This window comes from Aeromicrobium sp. CFBP 8757, from assembly GCF_014841755.1.
In the GTDB taxonomy this organism is placed as follows: Bacteria; Actinomycetota; Actinomycetes; order Propionibacteriales; family Nocardioidaceae; genus Aeromicrobium.
Map to the genome: position 1 here is coordinate 1,114,385 of NZ_JACYUM010000001.1, position 22,289 is coordinate 1,136,673.

The 22,289-nt window shown below is 70.8% G+C and carries 21 protein-coding genes; 12 read left to right on the forward strand and 9 right to left on the reverse strand.

From position 1 onward, the window contains the following. Nucleotides 1-232: 232 nt before the first annotated feature. The 5 genes from metH to IFT73_RS05535 all read left to right on the forward strand — a co-directional run bounded on the left by metH (nt 233) and on the right by IFT73_RS05535 (nt 7,386). Nucleotides 233-3,961 (forward strand): methionine synthase, encoded by a 3,729-nt coding sequence (metH, locus tag IFT73_RS05515; protein WP_244633059.1) that lies wholly within the window; start codon nt 233-235, stop codon nt 3,959-3,961. A 61-nt stretch (nt 3,962-4,022) separates the two neighbouring features. Next, nucleotides 4,023-5,333, forward strand: a complete 1,311-nt coding sequence (locus IFT73_RS05520; RefSeq protein ID WP_192166718.1) for a hemolysin family protein — start codon at nt 4,023-4,025, stop codon at nt 5,331-5,333. Then, complete coding sequence (locus IFT73_RS05525) at nt 5,330-6,181, forward strand: PAC2 family protein (RefSeq protein ID WP_371811160.1); 852 nt, start codon at nt 5,330-5,332, stop codon at nt 6,179-6,181. Before IFT73_RS05520 ends, IFT73_RS05525 begins: the two co-directional genes overlap by 4 nt. Nucleotides 6,182-6,244: 63 nt before the next feature. Then, on the forward strand, nt 6,245-6,499 hold the full coding sequence (locus tag IFT73_RS05530; RefSeq protein WP_056608509.1) for a hypothetical protein: 255 nt from the start codon (nt 6,245-6,247) through the stop codon (nt 6,497-6,499). An 11-nt stretch (nt 6,500-6,510) separates the two neighbouring features. Continuing rightward, complete coding sequence (locus IFT73_RS05535; RefSeq protein WP_192166719.1) at nt 6,511-7,386, forward strand: FHA domain-containing protein; 876 nt, start codon at nt 6,511-6,513, stop codon at nt 7,384-7,386. Here IFT73_RS05535 and mshC read toward each other — a convergent pair. Then, nucleotides 7,383-8,609, reverse strand: coding sequence for a cysteine--1-D-myo-inosityl 2-amino-2-deoxy-alpha-D-glucopyranoside ligase (gene mshC, locus IFT73_RS05540; RefSeq protein WP_192166720.1), 1,227 nt, complete (start codon nt 8,607-8,609; stop codon nt 7,383-7,385). The genes IFT73_RS05535 and mshC overlap by 4 nt on opposite strands. A gap of 30 nt (nt 8,610-8,639) precedes the next feature. Here mshC and corA point away from each other — a divergent pair, with 30 nt between their 5' ends. After that, on the forward strand, nt 8,640-9,599 hold the full coding sequence (gene corA / locus IFT73_RS05545) for a magnesium/cobalt transporter CorA (RefSeq protein WP_192166721.1): 960 nt from the start codon (nt 8,640-8,642) through the stop codon (nt 9,597-9,599). Between the two features lie 10 nt (nt 9,600-9,609). Here the strand turns inward: corA and IFT73_RS05550 are convergent, their stop codons facing one another. Both IFT73_RS05550 and IFT73_RS05555 read right to left on the reverse strand, forming a co-directional pair. Then, nucleotides 9,610-10,281 carry a class I SAM-dependent methyltransferase gene (locus tag IFT73_RS05550; protein ID WP_157432559.1) on the reverse strand — a complete coding sequence of 224 codons (672 nt, stop codon included), beginning with the start codon at nt 10,279-10,281 and terminating at the stop codon, nt 9,610-9,612. 30 nt (nt 10,282-10,311) lie between these two features. After that, the gene (locus IFT73_RS05555) at nt 10,312-11,145 is read right to left on the reverse strand and encodes an undecaprenyl-diphosphate phosphatase (protein WP_192166722.1); all 834 of its coding nucleotides are present in this window, start codon (nt 11,143-11,145) and stop codon (nt 10,312-10,314) included. Between the two features lie 48 nt (nt 11,146-11,193). Between IFT73_RS05555 and IFT73_RS05560 the strand changes: the two genes are divergently transcribed. After that, on the forward strand, nt 11,194-12,147 hold the full coding sequence (locus IFT73_RS05560; protein WP_192166723.1) for an aldo/keto reductase: 954 nt from the start codon (nt 11,194-11,196) through the stop codon (nt 12,145-12,147). Nucleotides 12,148-12,158: 11 nt separating this feature from the next. Continuing rightward, a complete protein-coding gene (locus IFT73_RS05565) occupies nt 12,159-12,359 on the forward strand; it encodes a DUF5703 family protein (RefSeq protein ID WP_235501831.1) in 201 nt (66 codons plus the stop codon). A gap of 3 nt (nt 12,360-12,362) precedes the next feature. On the opposite strand, the gene IFT73_RS05570 is transcribed toward IFT73_RS05565, so the two are convergent. Then, nucleotides 12,363-13,655 carry a M20/M25/M40 family metallo-hydrolase gene (locus tag IFT73_RS05570; RefSeq protein ID WP_192166724.1) on the reverse strand — a complete coding sequence of 431 codons (1,293 nt, stop codon included), beginning with the start codon at nt 13,653-13,655 and terminating at the stop codon, nt 12,363-12,365. After that, nucleotides 13,652-14,053 (reverse strand): SRPBCC family protein, encoded by a 402-nt coding sequence (locus tag IFT73_RS05575; protein ID WP_192166725.1) that lies wholly within the window; start codon nt 14,051-14,053, stop codon nt 13,652-13,654. Before IFT73_RS05575 ends, IFT73_RS05570 begins: the two co-directional genes overlap by 4 nt. Nucleotides 14,054-14,068: 15 nt before the next feature. On the opposite strand from IFT73_RS05575, the gene IFT73_RS05580 reads away from it, so the two are divergent. The 3 genes from IFT73_RS05580 to IFT73_RS05590 all read left to right on the forward strand — a co-directional run bounded on the left by IFT73_RS05580 (nt 14,069) and on the right by IFT73_RS05590 (nt 17,871). Beyond that, entirely contained in the window at nt 14,069-14,947 is an 879-nt protein-coding gene (locus tag IFT73_RS05580; RefSeq protein WP_197983502.1) for a MoxR family ATPase, read from the forward strand. Beyond that, nucleotides 14,944-16,356, forward strand: a complete 1,413-nt coding sequence (locus IFT73_RS05585) for a VWA domain-containing protein (protein WP_056608531.1) — start codon at nt 14,944-14,946, stop codon at nt 16,354-16,356. The genes IFT73_RS05580 and IFT73_RS05585 overlap by 4 nt, the downstream gene beginning before the upstream one ends. An 81-nt stretch (nt 16,357-16,437) precedes the next feature. Then, nucleotides 16,438-17,871, forward strand: a complete 1,434-nt coding sequence (locus IFT73_RS05590; protein ID WP_192166726.1) for a family 16 glycosylhydrolase — start codon at nt 16,438-16,440, stop codon at nt 17,869-17,871. On the opposite strand, the gene IFT73_RS05595 is transcribed toward IFT73_RS05590, so the two are convergent. Genes IFT73_RS05595 through IFT73_RS05605 form a run of 3 tightly spaced genes read right to left on the reverse strand, consistent with a single transcriptional unit; the run spans nt 17,822 to nt 19,911 of the window. Further along, entirely contained in the window at nt 17,822-18,421 is a 600-nt protein-coding gene (locus IFT73_RS05595; RefSeq protein WP_192166727.1) for a hypothetical protein, read from the reverse strand. The two genes, IFT73_RS05590 and IFT73_RS05595, sit on opposite strands and share 50 nt — an antisense overlap. Beyond that, nucleotides 18,337-19,176: a phosphatase PAP2 family protein gene (locus tag IFT73_RS05600; RefSeq protein WP_192166728.1), complete on the reverse strand. Its 840-nt coding sequence runs from the start codon at nt 19,174-19,176 to the stop codon at nt 18,337-18,339. Before IFT73_RS05600 ends, IFT73_RS05595 begins: the two co-directional genes overlap by 85 nt. A gap of 15 nt (nt 19,177-19,191) precedes the next feature. Continuing rightward, on the reverse strand, nt 19,192-19,911 hold the full coding sequence (locus IFT73_RS05605) for a type II CAAX prenyl endopeptidase Rce1 family protein (protein WP_192166729.1): 720 nt from the start codon (nt 19,909-19,911) through the stop codon (nt 19,192-19,194). Between the two features lie 36 nt (nt 19,912-19,947). On the opposite strand from IFT73_RS05605, the gene IFT73_RS05610 reads away from it, so the two are divergent. Continuing rightward, entirely contained in the window at nt 19,948-20,700 is a 753-nt protein-coding gene (locus tag IFT73_RS05610; protein WP_192166730.1) for a hypothetical protein, read from the forward strand. Here the strand turns inward: IFT73_RS05610 and IFT73_RS05615 are convergent. Then, the gene (locus tag IFT73_RS05615) at nt 20,697-22,193 is read right to left on the reverse strand and encodes an MFS transporter (RefSeq protein WP_192166731.1); all 1,497 of its coding nucleotides are present in this window, start codon (nt 22,191-22,193) and stop codon (nt 20,697-20,699) included. The genes IFT73_RS05610 and IFT73_RS05615 overlap by 4 nt on opposite strands. Nucleotides 22,194-22,289: the final 96 nt, after the last annotated feature.

Sequence of the window (22,289 nt, forward strand, 5' to 3'; positions counted from 1 at the left end):
GCCACTCGTCACCGCGTTGTCCATGCCGTGGCCGAGGTCCCACGGCGGCTGGTGCACCGTGAGAGAATGGTCGTACCAGTTCGGGAACCCACGAAAGCCCAGGCGAGCCCGCCGCCGGCCGGCGTTCCCCAGCACTCCTTACCGATTCGTCCCTCGAGGAATGCTTGTGCCTGACACCACCCTCCGTCCCGACGCCACCGCCGAGCTGACCGAGCTGCTGCGCAGCCGCATCATGGTGCTCGACGGTGCGATGGGAACCGCGATCCAGCGCGACCGGCCCGACGAGGCCGGCTACCGCGGCGAGCGGTTCAAGGACTGGCCGTCGGACGTCCAGGGCAACAACGACCTCCTGACGCTGACGCAGCCCGAGATCATCGCCGGCATCCACCGCGAGTACCTCGAGGCCGGCGCCGACATGATCGAGACCAACACGTTCAACGCGACGACGATCTCGCTGAGCGACTACGGCATGGAGGAGCTCGCCTACGAGCTGAACTTCGAGTCCGCCCGGCTGGCCCGCCGTGAGTGCGATGCGGCCGCCGAGGCCACGGGTCGTCCGCGGTACGTCGCCGGCACGCTCGGCCCCACCAGCCGCACGGCCTCGATCTCGCCCGACGTCAACGACCCCGGCGCGCGCAACGTGACGTACGACGAGCTCGTCGAGGCCTACCGCGAGGCGACCAGGGGCCTGCTCGAGGGCGGCTCCGACGTCATCTTCATCGAGACGATCTTCGACACGCTGAACGCCAAGGCCGCGATCTTCGCGGTCGAGTCGGTGTTCGAGGACCTCGGCCAGCGCTGGCCCATCGTCATCTCGGGCACCATCACGGACGCCTCGGGCCGCACCCTGTCGGGCCAGGTCACCGAGGCCTTCTGGCACTCGGTGCGGCACGCCAAGCCGCTGCTGGTCGGGCTGAACTGCGCGCTGGGCGCCAAGGAGATGCGCCCCTACATCGCCGAGATGGCGCGCGTCGCCGACACGTTCGTGTCGTGCTACCCCAACGCGGGCCTGCCCAACGCCTTCGGCGAGTACGACGAGGAGCCCGACCAGACGTCCGCGATCGTCAGCGAGTTCGCCGACGCCGGCTTCGTCAACATGGTCGGTGGCTGCTGCGGCACGACACCGGCGCACATCGCCTCGATCGCGCGCGACGTCGAGGGCCGGGCCCCGCGCGACGTCCCCGAGGCGTCGCCCGCCCTGCGGCTGTCGGGCCTCGAGCCCGTCACGGTCGTCGACGACACGCTGTTCGTCAACGTCGGCGAGCGCACCAACATCACGGGGTCGGCGCGGTTCCGCAACCTCATCAAGGCCGGCGACTACACGACGGCCCTGGCCGTGGCCCGCCAGCAGGTCGAGGCCGGCGCCCAGGTCATCGACGTCAACATGGACGAGGGCATGATCGACGGCGTCGAGGCGATGGAGCGCTTCATGAAGCTCGTTGCCACCGAGCCCGACATCTGCCGCGTGCCGACCATGATCGACTCCTCCAAGTGGGAGGTCATCGAGGCCGGGCTCAAGTGCGTCCAGGGCAAGGCGATCGTCAACTCGATCTCGATGAAGGAGGGCGAGGAGAAGTTCGTCCGCGAGGCCGAGCTGTGCCGCAAGTACGGTGCCGCCGTCGTCGTGATGGCCTTCGACGAGGACGGCCAGGCCGACAACCTCGAGCGGCGCCAGCAGATCTGCGAGCGGGCGTACCGCATCCTGGTCGACCAAGTCGGCTTCCCGGCCGAGGACATCATCTTCGACCCCAACGTCTTCGCGGTCGCGACGGGCATCGAGGAGCACGCCAACTACGGCGTCGACTTCATCGAGGCGACCCGCTGGATCAAGCAGAACCTGCCCGGTGCGCTGGTCTCCGGCGGTGTCTCGAACGTCTCGTTCTCGTTCCGCGGCAACAACCCCGTGCGCGAGGCGATCCACGCCGTGTTCCTGTACCACGCGATCAACGCGGGCATGGACATGGGAATCGTCAACGCCGGCGCCCTCGAGGTCTACGACGAGGTGCCCGAGCTGCTGCGCGAGCGCATCGAGGACGTCATCCTCAACCGTCGTCCCGACAGCACCGAGCGCCTGCTCGAGATCGCCAACGACTTCGCCGGCGACGGCTCGGTCAAGGAGGTCGCGACCGAGGAGTGGCGCTCGCTGCCGGTCGGCGAGCGCATCACCCACGCGCTCGTGAAGGGCATCGACGAGTTCGCCGAGTCCGACACCGAGGAGCTGCGGGCCGAGATCAGCGCCCGCGGCGGACGTCCGATCGAGGTCATCGAGGGGCCTCTCATGGCGGGCATGAACGTCGTGGGCGACCTGTTCGGCGAGGGCAAGATGTTCCTGCCGCAGGTCGTGAAGTCGGCGCGCGTCATGAAGCGGGCCGTCGCGTACCTGATCCCGTTCATCGAGGCCGAGAAGCAGCCGGGCGACGTCGAGCGCAGCATCGGCAAGGTCGTCATGGCGACGGTCAAGGGCGACGTGCACGACATCGGCAAGAACATCGTCGGCGTCGTGCTGCAGTGCAACAACTACGACGTCGTCGACCTCGGCGTCATGGTGCCCGCGCAGAAGATCCTCGACGCCGCCAAGGAGGAGGGCGCGGACGTCATCGGCCTGTCGGGCCTCATCACGCCCTCGCTCGACGAGATGGTCAACTTCGCCGCCGAGATGGAGCGCCAGGGCTTCGACATCCCGCTGATGATCGGCGGCGCGACGACGTCGCGCGCGCACACCGCCGTCAAGGTCGCGCAGAAGTACCACGGACCCGTCATCTGGGTGAAGGACGCCTCGCGGTCGGTGCCGGTCGTGGCGGCCCTGCTGTCGGACGAGCAGCGCCCGAAGCTGCTGGCCGACACGAACGCCGAGTACGAGACGCTGCGCGAGCGGCACGCGGCCCGCCAGGACACGCGCTCGCTGCTGTCGATCGCCGCGGCCCGCGCGAAGGCCACGCCGATCGACTGGAGCGACTACCAGCCGCCGCGTCCGCGGATGCTCGCCCAGCAGGCGCGCGACGTGTGCACGGGCCCGGGGTGCGACCACCGCCACGGTGCGGCGTCGCAGTTCGTCAAGACGTTCACGGACTACTCGCTCGAGGAGCTGCGCGACTACATCGACTGGCAGCCGTTCTTCAACGCCTGGGAGATGAAGGGGCGCTTCCCCGACATCCTCAACAACCCCGCGACGGGCGAGACCGCCCGCAAGCTGTACGACGACGCGCAGGCCATGCTCGACCAGCTGGTCGAGGAGAAGTGGATCCGCGCCAACGGCGTGTTCGGCCTGTTCCCCGCGAGCCAGGTGCCCGGCGACGACATCGAGCTCTACACCGACGAGTCGCGCTCGACGGTCCTGACGACCCTGCACCAGCTGCGCCAGCAGGGCGAGGGGCGTGAAGGCTCGGCCCGCAAGTCGCTCGCCGACTTCGTGGCGCCCAAGGAGACGGGGCTGCGCGACTACGTCGGCGCCTTCGCGGTCACCGCGGGGGTGCACATCGGCGAGAAAATCGCCGAGTTCAAGAAGGACCTCGACGACTACAACGCGATCCTGCTGGAGTCGCTGGCCGACCGTCTGGCCGAGGCGTTCGCCGAGCGCATGCACGAGCGGGTCCGCAAGGAGTTCTGGGCGTACGTGCCGAACGAGTCGCTCAGCAACGCCGACCTGATCGGCGAGAAGTACGCCGGCATCCGTCCGGCCCCCGGCTACCCGGCGTGCCCCGAGCACACCGAGAAGCAGACGATCTGGGAGCTGCTCGACGTCGAGGCCAACACCGGCATCGAGCTGACCGAGAGCATGGCGATGTGGCCCGGCGCGTCGGTCAGCGGCCTGTACTTCTCGCACCCCGACTCGCAGTACTTCGTGCTGGGGCGGGTCGGCCGCGACCAGGTCGAGGACTACGCGCAGCGCAAGGGGTGGACCCTCGACGAGGCCGAGAAGTGGCTGTCGCCGAACCTGGGCTACCGCACCGAGAACGAATAGCCTGTCGCCACTAGACTCGTCGTGTGAAGAGGCCCCGAAGACCCCGTTCCGGTGAGCGCTGATGGATCAGCAGACGCTCCTCAACTTCGGCCTGGTGCTGGTGTTCGTCCTGGTGGGCGGCGTGTTCGCCGCCACCGAGATGGCCCTGGTCTCGTTGCGTCCGAGCCAGCTCGACCGGCTCGAGCAGCAGGGCGGTCGCGGTGCCAAGGTGGCCTCGCTCGCCCGCGACCCCAACCGGTTCCTGGCGGCCGTCCAGATCGGCGTCACGGTCGCCGGGTTCCTGTCGGCCGCGTACGGCGCCTCGACCCTGGCGCCCGACGTGGCCCCCGTGTTCACGGGGCTCGGCATGCCCGAGGGCGCCGCCGACAACGTCGCGCTGGTCGTCATGACGCTGGTGATCGCGTACCTGTCGCTCGTGCTGGGCGAGCTCGTCCCGAAACGCTTCGCGCTGCAGAAGTCGGCCGGGCTGGCGACGGCCGTCGCTCCCCCGCTGTCGCGCTTCGCGACGCTGATGCGCCCCGTGATCTGGTTCCTGTCGCTGTCGACCAATGCGGTCGTCCGCCTGCTGGGCGGTGACCCGAACGCGACGAACGAGGAGATGAGCGAGGACGAGCTGCGCGACCTGGTCGGCGGGCACGAAGGATTCGACATCGACGAGCGCCGCATCGTCCAGGACGTGTTCTCGGCGACCCAGCGCACCGTCAAGGAGGTCATGCAGCCCCGGCACAGCGTCGACTTCCTGTCGGCCTCGACCCGGCTCGCCGAGGCCGCCTCGAACGTCCGTGACATGCCGCACTCGCGCTACCCCGTCACCGGCACGTCGGTCGACGACGTGCTGGGGTTCGTGCACGTGCGCGACCTGCTGCAGGCCGACGTCGACCCCACGGCGACGGTCGGCTCGCTGGCCCGCGACATCCCCGTCCTGCCGGGCACCAACCGCATCTTGCCCGCGATGGCGCAGATGCGGCACGACGGCGTCCACATCGCCCTGGTGATCGACGAGTACGGCGGCACCGACGGCATCGTGACGCTCGAGGACCTCGTCGAGGAGCTCGTCGGCGAGATCCGCGACGAGTACGACCTGCCCGGCGAGACCGAGGAGGCCCACGACGTGCGCCGCGACGGTCTGTTCGACGGCGGCCTCAACATCGAGGACTTCTCCGAGGTGACCGGGATCGAGCTGACCGACGGCTCCTACGAGACCGTCGCGGGCTTCATCATCGACCAGCTGGGCCGCATGCCCGAGGTGGGCGACACGATCGAGGTCGGCGACGCGACGCTGTCGGTCGCCGAGCTCGACGGACGCCGCATCTCGCAGGTCATGGTCGAGCGTCAGGACGTCCCCGAGACCGGGGATAGGCTGGACGCGTGACCTCCGCTCCCGACATCCGTCCCCTGCGCGACCCGTGGATGGTGGCCGCGTTCGAGGGGTGGAACGACGCCGCCGACGCGGCCTCCGGCACGGTCGACCACCTGATCGAGGAGTGGGACGCCGAGCTGCTGATCGAGCTCGATCCCGAGGAGTTCTACGACTTCCAGGTGCACCGGCCACAGGTCCACACGACCGACGAGGGCGAGCGCCGGATCACGTGGCCTGCGCCGCAGATCTACCACGCGCGGCCGCCGCGCCTCGATCGCGACGTGCTGCTGCTGCGCGCACCCGAGCCGAACTTCCGCTGGAAGGCGTTCTGCTCGACCGTGATCGGCGTGGCCAAGCTGGCCGGTGTCACCGAGCTCGTCACGCTCGGCGCGCTGCTGGCCGACTCGCCGCACACGCGACCCGTTCCCGTCAGCGGATCGACGTCCGACTCGGCGCTGATGGAGCGCATGTCGCTGATGCCGTCGACCTACAACGGACCCGTGGGCATCACGTCGGTGCTGAACGAGATCGCGTCGGACGAGGGCATCGCCTCGGCCTCGCTGTGGGCCGCCGTGCCGCACTACCTCGCCGAGCCGCCGTGCCCCAAGGCGACGCTGGCGCTGCTGGGCGCCCTCGAGGACGCCGTCGGCATGCCCCTGCCGCAGGGCGTGCTGGCCGAGATGGCCGAGGCCTGGCAGCGGGGCGCCGAGGAGCTGACCTCGCAGGACGACGAGATCGCCGAGTACGTCGAGGCGCTCGAGAACGAGCGCGACACCAGCGAGCTGCCCGAGGCGAGCGGTGACGCGATCGCCAAGGAGTTCGAGCGCTACCTGCGCCGCCGCAACGTCGACGGCGAGTAGCCGCTCCGGAGATTGAACACGTTCACAACTTGCGCGACGGGTGAACGGTGGGACTCTCGAACCATGACCACTTCATCAGAGAACCAGACGCCGCCCACCGTCCAGCCCGTCACCAACTGGGCCGATCTCGGCCAGGAGATGTGGAGCTACCTGACCGGGAAGGGTGCCGCGGTCAACTACGAGTTCATCGACATGGCCGTCGAGGTGCCCCGCGACACCGGTGCCGAGGCACCGCGCGCCACGTGGAAGCTCAACGGCACGCTGCGCATCACCACGAGCGACGACGAGCTCGCGGGCGCCGACGAGCACCGGTCCTGACGATGGCCGCCGTGCTGCACCTCGAGGCCGACCTGACGTTCGACATCGAGGTCCCGGGCGAGGGCAGCCGACCCGGCGGGAGCCTGCACGGCACCGTCAGGGCGTCGGGCAACCACGTCGTGATCAGCAGCGACGACATCATGTCGGTCGCCGGGCAGCCCTCGCGAGACGCCGTGCGCGGTGTGGCCGCCGAGCTCGCCCGACTCGGCCTCGCGGTCGAGGTCGTCGGGCCCGACGGGTCGATCGTGACGCTGGGAGCCGTCTCGGCCCCCGCCCTGCAACGGCTGGTCACCCGTTCGCGCCACATGCGCCTCGGCAGCTGGTCACGCGTGCTGCGCGCCGTCGTGGCGCGCCGGCCGTCCGCTCCGGGTGCCGTCGACCTCACGAGCAGCGGTCTGCCGCCCGGCACGCCGTGGCCGCCGGTACCCCTGCGGCCGATGCCGCGGGTCGTCACGACGACGCACGACCCCGTCGGTGGCCGGGGCCACCCCCGGCTCTACCTGGCCGACACGTCGGTGCCGGGTGCCGAGCGCCGGGTCGGTGTCTTCGAGCTGCCGCTCGACGGGGTCGTGATCGGCAGTGCCGAGGGGGCGGGGCTGCGCCTGGAGGGCGTCGACGACGTCCAGGCCGAGATCGTGCGCACCGACGACGACGAGTACGAGCTCGTCGCCCGCAGCGCGCGGGTGCTCAGCACCGTCGGAGGCCTGCAGCTGCCACGGCAGACCCTGCGCACGGGATCGCGCATCCAGCTCGGAACATGGCGTCTGTCGTACGTCCGCGACGAGTTCGCCGACCACGGACGCCCCTACGGCGGCCGGATCGGCGGCGAGCTGGGACGTCAGCGCACGCAGCCCAAGCCAGACTACCGGAACCGCCCGGGCTTCTAGAGCAGGACGCCGAGCAGGGCGTCGATCGCGCTGCGCGCGGTGCGGCCCGCCTGCGGGTCCTCGCCGGCGTCGTCGGAGGCCCACGCGTCGACCGCGGCCAGGGCGGTCGGCGCGTCGAGGTCGTCGGCCAGCGCCGCACGGATGCGCGCGACCAGTGCGTCGCCGGACGGCGCGACGGTGCGCGCGACGGCGGAGCGCCACCGCGCCAGACGTGCCTCGGCACGGTCGATCTCGTCGGCGAACCACTCCCAGTCGGAGCGGTAGTGGTGCGCCAGGAGCGCCAGGCGGACGGCCATGGGGTCGTGGCCCGCGGCGCGCAGCCTCGAGACCAGGACGAGGTTGCCCTTGGACTTGGACATCTTCTCGCCCTCGTAGCCGACCATGCCGGCGTGCACGTAGGCGCCCGCGAAGGGCTCGTTCGTCGCGACCGTGGCCTCGGAGGCCGACATCTCGTGGTGCGGGAAGACCAGGTCGGAGCCGCCGCCCTGGACGTCGAACGCCGTGCCGAGGTGGTGCAGCGCGATCGCCGCGCACTCGATGTGCCAGCCGGGACGACCGCGACCCAGCGCGGTGTCCCACGCCGGCTCGCCGGGACGCTCGGCCTGCCACAGCAGGCAGTCGAGCGGGTGCTTCTTGCCCGGTCGGTCGGGGTCTCCCCCGCGCTCGGGGAAGATGCGCAGCATCGTCTGCTCGTCGAAGCCCGAGACCAGCCCGAAGCCCGGATCGGCATGCACGTCGAAGTAGAGGTCGTCGTCGACGGCGTAGACCGCGCCGGCCTCGCGCAGACGCCCGACGAGATCGACGACGAGGTCGATCGACTCGACGGCGCCGACGTAGTGGGCCGGCGGGATGACCCGCAGGGCCGTCATGTCCTCGCGGAACAGCTGCGTCTCGCGCTCGGCGAGCTCGACCCAGTCGACGCCCGTCGCGGTGGCCCGCTCGAGCAGCGGGTCGTCGACGTCGGTGACGTTCTGCGTGTACGTGACGTCGAGCCCGCGGTCACGCCAGACGCGCTGCATGAGGTCGAACGTGAGGTAGGTGGCCGCGTGGCCCATGTGCGTCGCGTCGTACGGCGTGATGCCGCAGACGTACAGGCGCGCCGTGTCGAGCGGGTCGACGGCGCGGGCGGCGCCCGACGACGTGTCGTGGACCGACAGCGCCGGCCCCTCCCCCAGCCCGAGATCACTGAGCGACGGGACCTCAGGACTCGACCAGCTGCGCATGCCACGAGCCTAGCGGTGGACAATGACGACGTGATCATCGACTGCGCCGTCTACACCGATGGGGTCCGCGAGACCACCGGCCACGACTCGGAGTCGCTCGACGCGGCCCTGGGGCGTCTCGGTGAGGACGACTTTCTGTGGATCGGCATCGGCAACCCGACCGCCGACGAGATGCACCGCGTCGCCGACTCGCTGGGGCTGCACCCCCTGGCCGTCGAGGACGCGCTCGAGGCGCACCAGCGCCCGAAGGTCGAGCGGTACGCCGACCACACGTTCATCTCGATCCGCACGGTCTCGTACAGCGACGACGACATCACGACGCACGAGGTCAACATCTTCCTCGGCGCCAACTACCTGCTGACGGTGCGTCACGGCGGGCCGACACTCACGAACGCCCGCCGCGCCGCCGAGAAGATGATCGAGCCGCTGTCGCACGGCCCGACCGCGGCGCTGTACGCCGTCCTCGACAGCATCGTCGACCACTACGAGGACGTCGCCGCCGAGCTCGAGACCGATGTGCAGGAGGTCGAGACGTCGGTCTTTTCGGCGCAGCGCTCGAACGACTCGACCCGCATCTACCGCCTCAAGCGCGAGACGCTCGAGTTCCGTCGCGCCGTCCTGCCCCTGCGCGAGCCGCTGCACCGGTTCGCGCTGGGCGACGCGTCGGAGGACGCGCGGCCGTACTTCCGCGACATCGCCGACCACCTGACCCGCGCGGCCGAGGCGATCGACTCGATCGACCACCTGCTCGACAACGCGTTGCAGGCGCACCTGGCGCAGCTGAGCGTCCAGCAGAACGAGGACATGCGCAAGCTGACCGCCGGCGCCACGATCTTCGCCGTGCCGACCGCGATCGCCGGCATCTACGGCATGAACTTCGAGCACATGCCCGAGCTGTCGTGGACGTTCGGCTACCCGCTGTGCCTGGCCGTCATCGCCGGGCTGTGCGGCTACATCTACCTGCGGTTCAAGCGATCGGGCTGGCTGTAGCCCGCACCACCTAGCGGCGGGCGAACAGGCCCTTCTTGGGGACGCGCTTGCGGGCGATGCCCCACTGGAACCTGGGCACCTCCTCGACGTCGTAGCCGAGGTGGTCGGCGATGTGCTCGAAGGTCATGCGCACGCCCTGTGCGGCCTTCTCGTCGTCGGAGTACGCCTCGTACGTCCGGGCCCCCTCGGGGGTGCGGGCCTGCGGCGAGCCGGCGATCGACCAGTCGAGGTCGTCGAGCAGGATGATGCCGCCGGGCTTCATCATCATGTCGACGAGCAGGAAGCCGAAGCCCGTGACGTCCCACGTGTGGCCGCCGTCGAGGTAGCAGAAGTCGAACTGCGGCCGGGGGCTCTGCTCGACCATCTTGCCGAGCTCCCACGTGAACGAGCGGTGGGCGAAGATCGGCGTGACCCGGTGGGCCAGGTCGACGGTCTGCAGCACCTCGGTGATCTCGGGCTCGTGACCGCGGGCGCTGTTGCGGTCCATCGTCGTCAGGTGGCCGCGGCCGAGGTCCTCGAGCACCGCGCCCATGTAGGCGCTGCTCTTGCCCTTGTAGAAGCCCAGCTCCAGCAGCTCGCTGAGGTCCTCGCGGACGATCAGGTCGCGCAGGTACTTCGCGCGGGCGAGGTTCATGTACTTCAGATCGCCCCAGGTCTCGGTCACACGGTCGAAGGAAGACATGACCGACACCCTACGGGGGCCGGGCCCCGCTCAGCCCACCGTGGTGCCGGCGGCGATGACGCCCGTGCCGACCAGCACCAGCACGAGGGCGCCCAGCCCGACGCGGTAGACGACGAACGGCGTGTACGAGTGCGTGCTGACGTACTTGAGCAGCCAGTGGATGACGGCCAGGCCCACGACGAACGACACGACGGTGCCGACGATCGTGGGTCCGGTGCCGTACGTGTTGTCGCCGCCGATGTCCTTGAGCTTGAAGATGCCGGCCCCGACGACCGCGGGGATCGCCAGCAGGAACGCGTAGCGCGTCGCGGCGGCCCGCTCGTAGCCCAGCAGCAGGCCCATGCTGATCGTCGCGCCCGACCGCGACACCCCGGGCACCAGCGCCCCGGCCTGCGCCACGCCCAGCAGGATCGCGTGCTTCATCGTCAGGTCGTCGATGGGGCTGGTCTTGCGGCCGACCCGCTCGGCGATGCCGAGCACGATGCCCAGCACGATCAACGTCGTGCCGATGACCCACAGGTTGCGGAACTCGCGGTCGATCGCGTCCTGCAGCAGCAGCCCGAGCACCACGATCGGCACCGAGCCGATGATGACGAACCACCCCATGCGCCACTCGGGGGCCTGCCGCGCCTCGCGCGAGAACACGCCGCGCACCCACCCGCTGCCGATCGTCCAGATGTCGCGCCAGAAGTACAGCAGCACCGCGAGCTCGGTGCCGATCTGGATGACGGCGGTGTAGGCGGCGCCGGGATCGTCCCAGCCGAAGAACTTGGGGAAGATCGCCAGGTGGGCGCTGCTCGAGATCGGGAGGAACTCGGTCAGGCCCTGCAGCACGCCCAGCACGACGGCACGGAAGAAGTCCACCGCGCGAGCCTACCGCCACGCCTTCACGCCGCCGACTATCTTTGCGGCATGCAGCGTCGTCGCGTCGGTCACTCCGGGCTCGAGGTGTCCCGGATCGGTCTGGGCACCATGACGTGGGGGGCGACGGTCGACTCGTGCGAGGCCGGCGACCAGCTCACGACCTTCCTCGACGCCGGCGGCACGCTGGTCGACACCGCCCCGATCTACGGCGACGGCGCGTGCGAGGAGCTGCTGGGCTCGCTGGTGGCCAAGGCCGGCGTCCGCGACGACATCGTGCTCGCGGGCAAGGCCGGCTTCGCCCGCCGCGGCGGCCAGGTCGTCAAGGACGGGTCGCGCCGCACCCTGCTCGACCAGCTCGACGCGTCGCTGCGCCAGCTGCAGACCGATCATCTCGACCTGTGGCAGATCCACACGCCCGACCTCGAGGTCCCGCTGGAGGAGACGCTCGGCGCCCTCGAGCACGCCGTGCGCACGGGCCGCACCCGCTACGTCGGTGTCTCCAACTTCACGGGCTGGCAGACCGGCATCGCCCACACGTGGCTCGCGGGACGTCCCGAGGGCATCGGGCTGGTCAGCACGCAGGTCGAGTACTCGCTGGTCAACCGCGATCCCGAGGACGAGGTCGTCCCGGCGGCCGCGCACCTCGGCATGGGGCTGCTGGCCTGGTCGCCGCTCGGCCGGGGCGTGCTGACCGGCAAGTACCGCGGCGGCGTGCCGTCCGACTCGCGCGGTGCGACGCCGGGGTGGGACGAGTTCGTGGGCGCGTACCTGACGCCGGCCAAGTCGGGCGTCGTCGAGGCGCTGGCCCGGGCGTCCGAGGGGCTGCACGTGTCGATCGCGCACGTCGCGCTGGCCTGGCTGCTGGCGCGGCCGCAGCTGTCGGCCGCGATCGTCGGAGCGCGCACGACGGTCCAGCTGCAGGAGAACCTGGCGGCCGAGCAGCTCGAGCTGCCGCCCGAGATCCTGCTGGCGCTGGACGACGTGTCGCAGGCGGCACGATGAGGAGTGGGTCGATGAAGGGCGGATCGATGATCGAGTACGAGTTCTGGAACCTCACGATCGACCGGACGAAGTCGCGGTCGGCCGTGTGCCGGATGCTGACCGACGCCGCGGAGTACCAGGGCTGGGAGCTCGACCGACTCCGCAAGGACGGGTCGGGTCAGCGCACCGTCACGCTGCGCCGCAAGATCATCCGCATGCGCAGCACCCTGTAGGGGCTACGCCAGCCCGAGGAAGTGGTCGAAGACCCGGGCACCGAACTCGAGCGACTCGACCGGCACCCGCTCGTCGACGCCGTGGAACAGCGCCGTGAAGTCGAGGTCGGCGGGCAGACGCAGCGGCACGAAGCCGAACGACGTGATGCCGAGCTTCTCCCACGCCTTGGCGTCGGTGCCGCCCGACATGACGAACGGGGCGACGTGGGCACCCGGGTCCTGCGAGTGCAGCGCGACCGTCATGGCGTCGACGAGATCTCCCTCGAAGGCGTACTCGAGCGCGGGCTGGCCGATGTACTGCTCGACGGCGATGCCGGTGCCGACGACGTCCTGCACCGCCGGGGTGAAGGTGTCGTCGTGGCCCGGCAGGAAGCGACCGTCGACGTACGCGACGGCCTCGCCGGGCACGACGTTGTGCTTGTAGCCGGCCTGCAGCATCGTGGCGTTGGTCGTGTTGCGCATGCCGGCCCCGATCATGCGGACGGCCGGGCCGAAGTGCTCGAGCAGCTCGTCGGGCGTCCCGTCGCTGCCGGTCAGCTCGCGCACCTTGACGAGCAGCTGCTGCATCGAGGGGCCGGGCTCGGCGGGCCACTCGTGCTCGCCCAGGGCCAGCAGACCGCGCGACAGGTGCATCAGCGCGTTGTCGTCGTTGCGCATCGAGCCGTGGCCGGCCGTGCCGCGGGCCCGCAGGCGCATCCACGCGATGCCCTTCTCGCCCGACTCGATCAGGTACAGGCGCTGGCCGCCGACCTCGGTGGAGAAGCCGCCGACCTCGCCGATCGCCTCGGTGCAGCCCTCGAACAGCTCGGGACGGTGCTCGACGAGCCAGTGGGCGCCGAGGACGCCGCCGGCCTCCTCGTCGGCGGTGAAGACCAGCAGGATCGGACGGTCGGGGATCGCCCCGGCGCGCTGGCGGGCCCGGACGACCGACAGCAGCATCGCGTCGAAGTCCTTCATGTCGACCGCTCCGCGTCCGAACAGGTAGCCGTCGACGATCTCGGCGGCGAACGGGTCGACGCTCCAGTCGGCGGCCTGCGCCGGGACGACGTCGAGGTGGCCGTGGATCAGCAGCCCGTCGCGCGACGAGCTCTGGTCGCCCCAGCGGGCCACGACGCTCGCGCGTCCGCTCTCGGACTCGATGATCTCGGACTCGATGCCGACCTCGGCGAGCGACGCCGCGACGTACTCGGCGGCCTTGCGCTCCCCCGGTCCGGAGTCGTCACCGAAGTTGCTGGTGTCGATCCGGATCAGGTCGCGGCAGATCTCGAGGGCCTCGGTCTCCGGCGTGTAGGTCATGACAGCAGCCCGTCGATCACGCGCGAGAACAGGGCACGGCTCGACGCCCGCGTGACGCCGTCCATGAACCGGGGCATGCCGATGACGTGGATGTCCTCGCGCCACGTGACCCGGCTGACCCCCGTGTCGCCGATGGGCTCGACCGACAGCTCGGCCCAGCCGGTGACGATGCGGCCGCGCTTCTCGAGACGGCAGAACGAGGGCTCGCGCCACTCCACGACCTCCATCGGGTCGTGGAAGCCGACCGGGCCGATGCCCGTGAAGGCGTCGAAGCCGTCGGACGTCGTGGTGATGCGGGTCAGCGGGACGAACTCGCCGTGCCGCTCCCACGTCGTGACGCGCCTCCAGGCATCGGAGGGTGTCAGGGGTACCTCGCGGACGATCTCGATCAGGGCCACGGCATCATCGTAGGCATGTCCACCATGCCGTTCGAGTCGATCGCCGATGTCAAGGCCAGGCTGGCGTCCGCCGGCTACCTCGCGTCGGACGCCATCGCGACGACCGTGTTCCTCGCCAGCGAGCTCGGCAAGCCCCTGCTGGTCGAGGGCCCCGCGGGCGTCGGCAAGACCGCGCTGGCCAACGCCGTCGCCGCGAGCTGCGGCGCCGAGCTGATCCGGCTGCAGTGCTACGAGGGCGTCGACGAGGCGCGGGCGCTGTACGAGTGGAACCACGCCAAGCAGCTGCTGCGCATCACGGCCGGCCAGGGCGAGACGTGGGACGAGGCGCGCAACGACATCTTCTCCGAGGAGTTCCTGCTGGCCCGCCCGCTGCTGGCGGCGATCCGCAGCGACGACCCGACGGTCCTCCTGGTCGACGAGACCGACAAGGCCGACGTCGAGATCGAGGGTCTGCTGCTCGAGGTGCTGGGCGAGTTCCAGGTCACGGTGCCCGAGCTCGGCACGATCACGGCCCGGCACCGGCCGTTCGTCGTGCTGACGTCGAATGCGACGCGCGAGCTGTCGGAGGCGCTGCGGCGTCGCTGCCTGTTCCTGCACGTCGACTTCCCCGACGCCGACCTCGAGGAGGAGATCGTCCGCCTCACGGTGCCGGGGCTCGACCGGACGCTGGGCGAGTCGCTGGTGCGGGTCGTGAACGCGTTGCGCGCGATGCCGCTGCGCAAGGCGCCGTCGGTCTCCGAGACGATCGACTGGGCCCGCACGCTGGTCGCCCTGGGCGCCGACATCCTCGACGACGACGTCGTCCGCGACAGCCTCGGCGTGATCCTGAAGCACCAGGACGACCTCGAGAAGGCCCGCACCCGCCTCGACCTCGACGAGGTCCTCTCGCCGTGAGCCCGTCGCAGGATCTCGCCGGCCGGCTCGTCGAGCTCGTCGCGGCCCTGCGCAGCAAGGGCATCTCGGCCGGCACCAGCGAGACCGTCGACGCCGCCGCCGTCGTGGAGGTGCTGGGGCTCGACGACCGTGCCCAGCTGCGCGAGGGGCTCGCGGCCGCGCTGATCCGTCGTGGCGGCCAGCGCGAGGTCTTCGACATGGCGTTCGACATCTACTTCCCGGCCGGGGTGGGTGCGCCGCAGGCCGCGATGGACGTCGACGACGACTTCGACCTCGACGACCTGCGCGACCTGCTGGCGATGGCCCTGGCCGAGAACGACCTGCGGACCCTCGAGCAGGTCGCCGAGATCGCGATCGACCTGCTGGGTCGCGTCGGCACGCCCGACACGCAGAGCCAGGGCTTCTCGGCCTATCAGACCCTCGAGCGGCTGCGCCCCCAGACGCTGCTGACGCAGGCGCTGGAGATGCGCGGCCAGGGTGGCGGGCAGGGTCAGGGGCAGGGCCAGGGCACGGGTGGCGGAAGCGGCGGCTCCCCCGACTTCACCGAGCGCCTCGAGCGCGACGAGGTGCGCCAGAACATCGAGCGCTTCCGCGAGATGGTCGCCAGCGAGGCCCGGCGTCGCACCGCCGAGGTGCGGGGGCGCGACGTCGTGACGCGGCACGCCGTGCGGTCCGGCACCGACCGCGTCGACTTCCTGAGCGCGAACCGGCAGCAGCTCGAGGAGCTCGCGCGATCGGTGCAGCCGTTGTCGCGCAAGCTCGCGACGCGGCTGGCGGCCCGCCGGCGCAAGAACAACCGTGGCCGCATCGACATCCGCCGCACGCTGCGACGGTCGATGTCGACCGGTGGCGTGCCGATGCACCCCGCCTACGCCAAGCCGCACCCGTCCCGGCCCGAGCTCGTGCTGCTCTGCGACGTCTCGGGATCGGTCGCGGGCTTCAGCGGGTTCACGATGCACCTCGTGCAGGCGCTCAGCGGCCAGTTCAGCAAGGTGCGGGTGTTCGCCTTCGTCAACGCGATGGACGAGGTCACCGACCTGGTCAAGGAGGGCTCCGACGACCTGTCGGCCCGCATCCAGGCCGAGGCGCGCATCACGAAGTGGCACACCAGCAGCGACTACGGCGAGGCGTTGGGCGACTTCCACGCCGAGTACCTCGACGCGATCGGCCCGCGCACCGCGGTGCTGATCCTCGGCGACGCGCGCAACAACAACCAGGACCCCAATCTGGGCGCGCTGCACGACATCAGCCAGCGGGCCCGCCGCACGTTCTGGCTGAACCCCGAGGCCGTGATGCGCTGGGGGCTCGGCGACTCCGTGGCACCGCAGTACGCGGACGTCGTCGAGATGCACCAGTGCAGCAACGTCGACCAGCTGACGCGCTTCATCACCCGGTTGCTGCCGGTGTGAGCCAAGTCGGGACCGTCCGAGGTCTTGACTTTCCGACGACTTCTCCGGTCAGGTGACCCTCGCAGGGCTTACGGTCTCCCCATGGGGAGCAGGAGCCGCCGCGCGACCGTCGCGGGCATCGTCGCCGTCGCCGCGGCGGCGGCCGCGCTGCACGCACCGGCCGCCGCCGACGAGCCGGTCACGACCGAGCGGGTCGCGATCGCCTCGCAGGCCTCCCAGTGGACGCCGTCCGCCCACACGCGCCTGCGCACCGTGACGATCGGCTCGATCCGGGCCCTGCAGATCGCGCCGACCCGCCGGTCGGGACGCACGAACCTGTCGGCCCGCTCGCCGGTGTCGACCGACGTGGTCGACCGGGCCGGCACGCTGGTCCGCGCGACGGCACGCGTGCGGTCGTCGCAACCCGGACGCCGCATGACCCTCACGATCAGGGAGATCAGCGCCGGACGGGTCGTGGCGAGCCGTTCGACGAGCGTCGCGGCGGCGTCGCGCAGCTGGCGACGCCTCACGGTGTCGTTGCGCACGACGCGCGCCGGCAGCCGCGTGCAGCTGTCGACCCGGGCGTCGCGCGTCTCGGGACGCCACCTCGCGCGCATCGCGGACGTCACCGTCGAGAAGACGGTCCCCGGCGCTCCGGTTCCCGCCCCCGCGAGCCCCGCTCCGCCCGCGACGGCGGCATCGTGCGAGGCGATCGACTACGCCGATCCCGCGCAGGGCGTGCGGACCTTCACCGACGACTTCGACGGCACCGCGATCGACCCGGCGAGCTGGCGGGTGCGCGACAACACGTTCCTGAACCACGACAAGGCGTGGATCACCCGGGACGCCGTGTCGGTGCACGACGGGTACCTCGACATCACGGGCCGCCGCCTGCCGCAGGACCAGTGGCGCACCAACCTAAAGGCCCTCTACGGCGCCGAGAACGCGACGCGCGACTACTCGACCGGGTACGTCGACTCGATCGACCGCTTCAGCCAGCGGTACGGCAGCTTCGAGGTGCGCGCGTGGGTGCCGAGCGCCTCGACGATGTCGCGCGGCATCTGGCCGGCGTTCTGGCTGCGCGCCGACCACCAGCCCGGCGAGATCGACCCGATGGAGTCGTACGGGGCGCCGACCATCCGGTCGTTCGACCCCTCGAGCTCGTACGAGTGGAACAGCTGGGCCGACACCGCGCAGGGCTCGACCAGCGACCCCGTGAAGCAGAAGACCCAGGGCCGCGCGGACGTCGGGACCGACAAGATCTGGCAGGGCTGGCACACGTACGGCGTCAACTGGTCACCGACGTGCCTGCGCTACACCTACGACGGCCGCACCGTCGCGACGGTGCTGTTCGACGACCCGAAGACGCTGGGCTACTTCCGCGGCCCGACGTTCGCCGACGCGTTCCACATCCGTCTCAACATGCAGGTCGGCTCGAAGTACTGGGGCTGGGCCGATCCCGAGCACACCCGGCCGGAGTTCAGCTTCAAGATCGACTGGGTGCGCGTGCACCAGGGACGCGACCTGATGCCCTGAGCATCCACGCCCACCCGACGGCGATCGCCAGCATCGACAGGACGCCCCAGGGCGGGTAGACGTGATTCTCCATGAAGCCGTAGGCGCCGAGCAGCGCCACCGCGGCACCGGGCAGGACCCAGGGGCCGGCGACCCGCAGCAGGCATCCCGCCGCCGCCGCGGTGGCCCCGATGAACGCGATCGACCCGATCTGACCGAGGTCGCTGGCGTAGCCGAAGACCGTGCCGAGCCCGCCCTGCCGGTCGTACTTGAGGGCGCCCGCCGCGATGCCGGCGAGGATGTCGAGGGCGCTGTAGAAGCACGCGAAGACGTAGCCCAGCACCAGCGTGATCCGCCCGTAGACGGGCTCGATGGAGCGGGCCACGAGCCACGGGCCGACGGCCAGCAGCGGGAACAGCGGCAGGAGCACGATGTGCAGGTCACGCCACCGCGCCGACGCGTCCTGGGTCAGGTGGGCGGGGTGGGTCAGCCCGACGAGACCGATGAGGATCGGCGGCGCGAGGACCGCGATCGTGGTGCGTCTGTCCCAGCGCGTGACCGTCGTGTCCATGCGTCGAGCCTAAGCCCGGCGACGAGGAGCAGCAGCGCGACGACGCCGTCCAGCCACCAGTGGTGACCCGTGGCGGCGACGACGAACACCGTGAGCGGCAGGTGCATCAGGACGATCCAGCGCACGCGGCTGCGACTCATCGCGAACGTGCCGAGGGCCACGACGGCGGCCCAGCCGACGTGGATCGACGGCATCGCGGCGAACTGGTCGGACACTCCGGTGCCGACGTCGCCGTAGACGCCCAGACCGTACCGTGTCGACAAGTCGACGAATCCCAGCTCGTCGACGAAGCGCGGCGGCGCCACGCGCAGGAACCGGATGACCAGGCATCCCGCCGTGACGGCGACCAGCCCGTTGCGCCAGTGCGGGTACCGGTCGCGGTGGCGCACGAACGCCCAGACCATGAAGGCGATCAGTGCGGGGACATGGACGATCGCGTAGTAGCCGTTGACGAACCGGGCCACCCAGTCGTGCGCGACGACGACGTGCTGGACGGAGATCTCGGTCGGCAGGTGCAGGGCCCGCTGGAACCGGTCGATGTCGCGGGCACGGTCGAGCGCGCCCGCCTCGTGCGTGACCGGCAGCATGCGGGCCAGGCGCCACACGGCGTACAGACCCGCGACGAGCGCGAACTCGCGGAACGCGGGCAGCAGGGCGTCGCCCACGCGCGATGGCGGCACGCGGGCCAGCACGAGCCACGCGACCAGGCTCAGGACCGTGGCGACGGCAGCTTGCTCCCACGACGGCCACGGCACCGTGACATTGTGCCCCTAGACCGAGGTCTGCACCTCGTCGGCTCCCGGCTTGCGGAACAGCGGCGGCATGAAGCGCAGCATGAGACCCGACCACGTCAGGTGCGTCAGGAGCGGGGCCTGGATGCCTCCGGAGGCACGGCGCTGCAGGCCGAAGAGCGTCCCCATGACACCGCTGGCCAGCACGAGGGCCGGGTTGCGGGTCGACGTCGTCGCCAGGGCGTACACCGCGGTCGACTTCAGGACGGGGTTCTCGGTGCCGACCGCGGCGTACAGCGCTCCGCGGAAGAACACCTCCTCGGCGGCACCGTTGGCGAACGTCGTGAGCGTCACGAGCGGTGCGGACCCCTGGTCGGCGAAGGCCAGCACGTCGCTGAGCGCGCGCTCGAGGAACGGGATGCGCCGGGCGACCAGCGCCGCCCCGTAGAACGCTCCGAAGGCGCCCACGCCGAGGACGACGGGGGTGATGACGGGACGCCGCAGCCCCGAGTCGTGCGTCTGCTCCCACCCGAGGTGCAGCGGGCCGGACGCCAGCGCACCGACCGTCCACGTCGCCGCGACGCCGAGCGTCAGACCGTAGAACTCGGTGGAGTCGGGCTCGGTCGACAACGACTTGCCGAGCAGCGCGGCACCCGCGAGGCTCACGCCGGCGACGACGCGGCGACGCCGGTGGAAGGCGGCGTCGGACTGGAGGTGGTCGCGAGGGACCTTGTCGATGAGCGTGCGCAAGACGGACACGCCTCGACGCTACAAGGTCTCCGATAGCCTCGCCTGATGACGGCGACCTTCCGCCTGGGCCTCAAGAACGTGCTCGGCTCCAACTGGACGCCGGTCCGGCACCGGTGGGCCGGACGTGCCGTGATGCTCGAGCGCGAGATGAACGGCCCGGGCGGCATGGACGCGAGCGTCTACTTCCTGGTCGAGGTCAACCGCCCGCCCGAGCGGCGCAGCCTCGCCGCGATCCTGCCGGGCTGGGACGTCGTGCGGTCACGGGGCCACAACGACGCCTACAGCGATCCGCGCCTGCACCGGGTCATGGAGTCGCACGAGCTCGCGCTCGGCACCGCGACGCGCCAGGAGCGCTACGTCACGGTCGTCCGCTACGAGCACCTGGCCAGCGGGGTCGAGTGGACCGGCGCCACGACGCACCTGTCGTCGTCGGTCAACACGACGGCCGAGAAGGCCGAGGCCTCGCGCCGGATCCAGGGCACCCGGCTGGCCGAGCTGTGCCGCGAGCTGGACGTCGACGTCCTGGCCGGTGACATCAACAACATCGCGGTGCGCCCCGACACGCCCCGCGGGATCCTGCAGGCCGCCGGCTACACCGACTGGCGCTCGGCCGTCGAGGTCGAGAACGTCGACCACGACGTGCACCACGCGATCGGCCGGCCCGTCCCCCGGCGGGGGCGACACCTGGACGCGATCTACCTGGGTCCCCGGGTCACGGCGCTGGACGGCCGGGTCCAGGTGTCCGAGCCCGACAGCTCGGACCACCTGGGCCTGGTGTGCACCGTGCGGATCGGCTAGGCGACGCCGACGGCTCCCTCGGCCGGGATGTCGTCCTTCTTGGCGTTGATCAGCGTGACGGCGGTGACGAGCGCCAGCACCAGCATCATGGCGCCCCAGAAGAACGCCGTGTGGTAGCCGCTGAGCAGCGCGTCGGACGCGACCTGGCGCTGCGAGCCCGAGCCGACGTTGTCGGCGAGGTAGCTCGTGACGGCGCCCGCGTACAGCGTGTTGAGCAGCGCGGTGCCGAGCGATCCGCCGACCTGCTGCGAGGTGTTGAGCAGCGCGCTGGCCACGCCCGCGTCGTGCGAGCCGACGCCGACCAGGGCGGTGCTCGACGCCGGGATGAACACCGCGGCCATGCCGATGCTCATGAGCAGCAGCGGCGGCAGGACGTGGGTCCAGTACGACGTGTCGGCCGTGATCTGGGTCAGCAGCAGCATGCCGATCGAGGCGCTGACCAGGCCCGGCACCATGATCGGCTTGGGGCCGAAGCGCGGCAGCAGCTGCGAGATGACCCCGGCGCCGCCGATGATGCCGAGGCTGAACGGCAGGAAGGCGAAGCCCGACCGGAGCGGGCTGTAGCCGAGCGTCGCCTGGAAGTAGAACGTGAGGAACAGGAACATCGCGAACAGGCCCGCGCCGATGAACAGGAACACGAGGTAGGAGCCACCGCGGTTGCGGTCGAGCGCCACGCGCAGCGGCAGCAGCGGGTGCGCCGAACGACGCTCCCACAGCACGAACGCGACGAGCAGCACGACCGCGGCCCCCAGGAACGACAGCGTCGTGGGTGCGGTCCAGCCGAGCACCTCGGTGCTCTGCCCGGGATCCTTCTCCTTGGCCGCCTCGGTGAAGCCGTAGACCAGCGACACCAGGCCGAGCGTCACGAGCACGGCACCGGGGATGTCGTACTTGGTGTTGCCCTCGGCCTTGCTCTCGCGCACCACGCGGGTGGCGGCCCAGGCCGCGACGAGCGCGATGGGCACGTTGACGCCCAGGCACCAGCGCCACGACGCGTACTCGGTCAGCACACCGCCCAGCAGCAGGCCGATCGCCGCGCCGCCGCCCGAGATCGCGCCGAACACGCCGAAGGCCGTGGCACGCTCCTTGCCCTCGGTGAACGTCACGGAGATCAGCGACAGCGCCGCCGGGGCCAGCAGGGCCGCGAAGACGCCCTGCAGGCCGCGGGCCGCGTAGAGCAGGACGGCCGTCGAGGCCAGGCCGCCGAGGGCCGACGCGGCCGCGAAGCCGATCAGGCCGATGACGAACACGCGCTTGCGGCCGACGAAGTCGGCGATGCGGCCGCCGAGCAGGAGCAGGCCGCCGAAGGCCAGCGTGTAGGCCGTGACGACCCACTGGCGGTCGGCGTCGCTGATGCCGAGGTCCTTCTGCGCCGACGGCAGGGCGATGTTCACGATGGAGGCGTCGAGGACGATCATCAGCTGGGCGACGGCGATCACGCCGAGCGCGAGCCAGCGCTTCGGATCGGGTGCGGTGGACGGTGCTGTGGACATGGGGTCCTCACGGGGTGTGGGTGGGGTGAGAGGCAGGCGCCGCCGAGGTCATCAGCGTCGGGACCCATCCTGCTATTCCGCACCGACACAATGGGT